Below are 2,412 nucleotides of genomic sequence, written 5' to 3'. Positions count from 1 at the left end.
GTGTAGTGGCCGCCCAGGTAGCGGGCAGAAATCGCCAGCCGCTTCTGCGGCACGATGAGCACCAGGAGACCGCCAGGGACAAGGGCGCGGGTCATGGCCGTCAGAAAGGCGTGCTCCAGCCGCTTGCTCTCGTCGTCGTGGTCGTACGGCGGGTTGAGCCATAGGCAGGAGAACGCATCGTGGGCCAGCCGGACCGCGAAGGCGCTGGCGTGGAGCACGCGGTCGAGCGCATTGCGGGCCTCTTTCGCCCGCTGGCGCTCGATCTCAATCCCGTAGGTTTCGCCGCCGACGGCGTCGCTGAACTGACGCAAAGCCGCCCCGGCCCCGCAGCAGGGATCGAGAAGACGGACCGTCTGTCGCGACGTAGGGCGAGCGGGACGCACGAGGGCGGCGATGCGCTCGACGACAGACGGCGGGGTGGGATAGTACCCCGCGTTGGCGACGGCCTCGAGACGCACGGCTAAACCGCCTCCGCCGCGAGTTCGTCGGCCGGGACGAGGAGCGCATGACGGCGCACCGCTTCGCCGATGTCCCGCTGCAGGGCGAGAGGATTGGGCCGACAGCGGTAGGCGTAAACGCCCAGCGACTCCAGCGCCTCGACTTCGTTCGTCGCCAGTCCCCGCTCCCAGAGCCAGGCCGCCCATGACGGGTGCAGCGGCAGCTCGACCCGGCGGTTCAGGAAGCGGTAGTGGAGCGCGGGCGCCTCCTCCTCGGTGCGAGCGAGCAGGAGGAAGTCCTGCCGGTCGCACAGGTAGGCGGCGGTGTCGGGCACGAGCATTCCGTGGTACGCCGCGCCGGACGGCAGGCGACCGCCGTAGAAACGCCACGTGCCCCAGGCCTCGCGGGCCAGCCAGCAGGGCGAGCCGCCGGTCAACTCGTCTGCGCTCAGGTAGGCGGTCTCGCCCTTCACGAGACGGGCCCAGAGGACCCGCACCGCCTGCTGGCTGCCCAGCAGGGAGAGGAACCAGAGCTGGCCCCCGTCCTGGGCGCAGGCGTCCACGGTGGCCGTGAACCCTGCGGCGCGGATGGCGAGCAGTTGCATGGAGCGGCTCCTATTCCACAGTGGCAAAGGGTCCCTCACGGAAGGCGCCTTCAATCGACGGGTGCGGCGTGCGCCTGATCGGACGCAAGTTCGAAGGAGACGAAGAGAGGGGGCCTACGTGTCTGGGAGGTCCCGGGCAAGACCGACTCGCGGCGACTCGAACGTCAGGGCTGCGCGCCGTGGAAGCGGGTGTACGAGCGACAGGCCGTTGGCCGTTTGGAGCGAGTCCAACGTCGCGGACCTCATTCCACCAGGGGAACACCGGCCCGCTGGGCGGCGGCGCGGAGGGCGTCGTCCTGGCTGGCGAGGGGCAACCCCTCCCGCATCGCCAGCTCTAGGTACGCCGCGTCATAAGCGCTGAGCCCATGGGCTCGGGCCAGGTCCAGCACAGGACCGAAGGCGTGTTCGAGCGTCAGCTCGCTGCATTCGATGGGGAGATCTGCGAGCGCCGCGCAGACGGTGGCCACATCCGCCGCGGTGAGCCGTCCCCGGCGCTCTGCGACAAGAAGGCCGTTGGCGACTTCGAGCAGCCAGACGACAGGCACCAGCGCCGGATCGTGTTCCAGATGGCGGAGCATTCGGTGCGCGTAAGCGTTCCGCTCATCGCGGAACGACCAGGCCAGGGCCACGGAGGCGTCGAGGACGAACGGCATCAGTGGCGCCGTCCTTCTTCGATGAGCTCCCGGATGGTGATGTCGCCGAGCGTGTGGCCTTGACGAAACGCCTCCAGCGCCTCGATGACCTCACGAACACTCCGTCGCCGGCCGCGGATCGGCACCAGCCGCGCGACAGGCCGGCCGTGGCGGGTGATGGTGATGGTCTCGCCTCGCTCCACGTCGTCCAGAAGGCGGGGGAGCTGGGTCTTCGCTTCGTAGACGCCGACCTGCCTCATGGCGCTCCTCGTTCTGGTCTGTTATGGTCTAAATCCATCGTACGTGCCGGGGGCGGCGGTCGGCAACCACGGGTCCCATTCCAGCATCACAGAAAGTCCTGCTCCTCGAGGCTGGCGAACCGGCGCCGGCTCACGAGGAGATTGCCCCTGGAGGTCGATCTCGACGGCGACGTGTGGGTTCAGGCTGACTTCCTCGCCAGCAGCGCCTGGCGCAGCTTCTCGAGAATCCACATGCGGGCCAGGGTGGTGGGGCCGACGCCTAACTCACGGGCCTCGCGCCGCAGGTCCTCCCATGTGTCCGAGGGCAGACGCACGGGCGCCACCTTGTCGAGCGGTCGTTTCACTTCTACCTCGACCACCTCGTCGGTCTCTTCCCAGGCTTCCCCCTCTTCGATCTTCTTTACCGCACGGCCGACGTCTTCCATGTCACCCGCCTCTGTGGCGCCTGTAGAGGCGCCGTTCCTGCTCGGTCATCTCG

General features: G+C 68.6%; 5 protein-coding genes. All 5 read right to left on the bottom strand.

The features are described 5' to 3' along the window. Window positions 1-458: DUF6094 domain-containing protein (locus VNN10_16255; GenBank protein ID HXH23570.1), on the bottom strand; the 458-nt coding region annotated here is incomplete at its 3' end. Window positions 459-460: 2 nt separating this feature from the next. After that, window positions 461-1,042: a hypothetical protein gene (locus VNN10_16250; GenBank protein ID HXH23569.1), complete on the bottom strand. Its 582-nt coding sequence runs from the start codon at window positions 1,040-1,042 to the stop codon at window positions 461-463. Between the two features lie 242 nt (window positions 1,043-1,284). Next, window positions 1,285-1,695: a type II toxin-antitoxin system VapC family toxin gene (locus tag VNN10_16245; GenBank protein HXH23568.1), complete on the bottom strand. Its 411-nt coding sequence runs from the start codon at window positions 1,693-1,695 to the stop codon at window positions 1,285-1,287. Further along, the gene (locus VNN10_16240) at window positions 1,695-1,934 is read right to left on the bottom strand and encodes a type II toxin-antitoxin system prevent-host-death family antitoxin (GenBank protein ID HXH23567.1); all 240 of its coding nucleotides are present in this window, start codon (window positions 1,932-1,934) and stop codon (window positions 1,695-1,697) included. The genes VNN10_16245 and VNN10_16240 overlap by 1 nt, the downstream gene beginning before the upstream one ends. A gap of 179 nt (window positions 1,935-2,113) precedes the next feature. After that, window positions 2,114-2,359 (bottom strand): hypothetical protein, encoded by a 246-nt coding sequence (locus VNN10_16235; GenBank protein HXH23566.1) that lies wholly within the window; start codon window positions 2,357-2,359, stop codon window positions 2,114-2,116. Between the last annotated feature and the right edge of the window lie 53 nt (window positions 2,360-2,412).

The sequence above is a fragment of the Dehalococcoidia bacterium genome (assembly GCA_035574915.1).
Classification (GTDB): domain Bacteria; phylum Chloroflexota; class Dehalococcoidia; order DSTF01; family WHTK01; genus DATLYJ01.
The sequence above is the reverse complement of the archived record's forward strand: the minus strand, read 5'-3'. Positions and strand labels throughout refer to the sequence as shown.

Excerpts from the sequence above, each read along its gene's own strand:
- VNN10_16240 (HXH23567.1), bottom strand. The coding sequence starts at position 1,934 with ATGAGGCAGGTCGGCGTCTACGAAGCGAAGACCCAGCTCCCCCGCCTT.
- VNN10_16235 (HXH23566.1), bottom strand. The coding sequence starts at position 2,359 with ATGGAAGACGTCGGCCGTGCGGTAAAGAAGATCGAAGAGGGGGAAGCC.
- VNN10_16245 (HXH23568.1), bottom strand. The coding sequence starts at position 1,695 with ATGCCGTTCGTCCTCGACGCCTCCGTGGCCCTGGCCTGGTCGTTCCGC.
- VNN10_16250 (HXH23569.1), bottom strand. The coding sequence starts at position 1,042 with ATGCAACTGCTCGCCATCCGCGCCGCAGGGTTCACGGCCACCGTGGAC.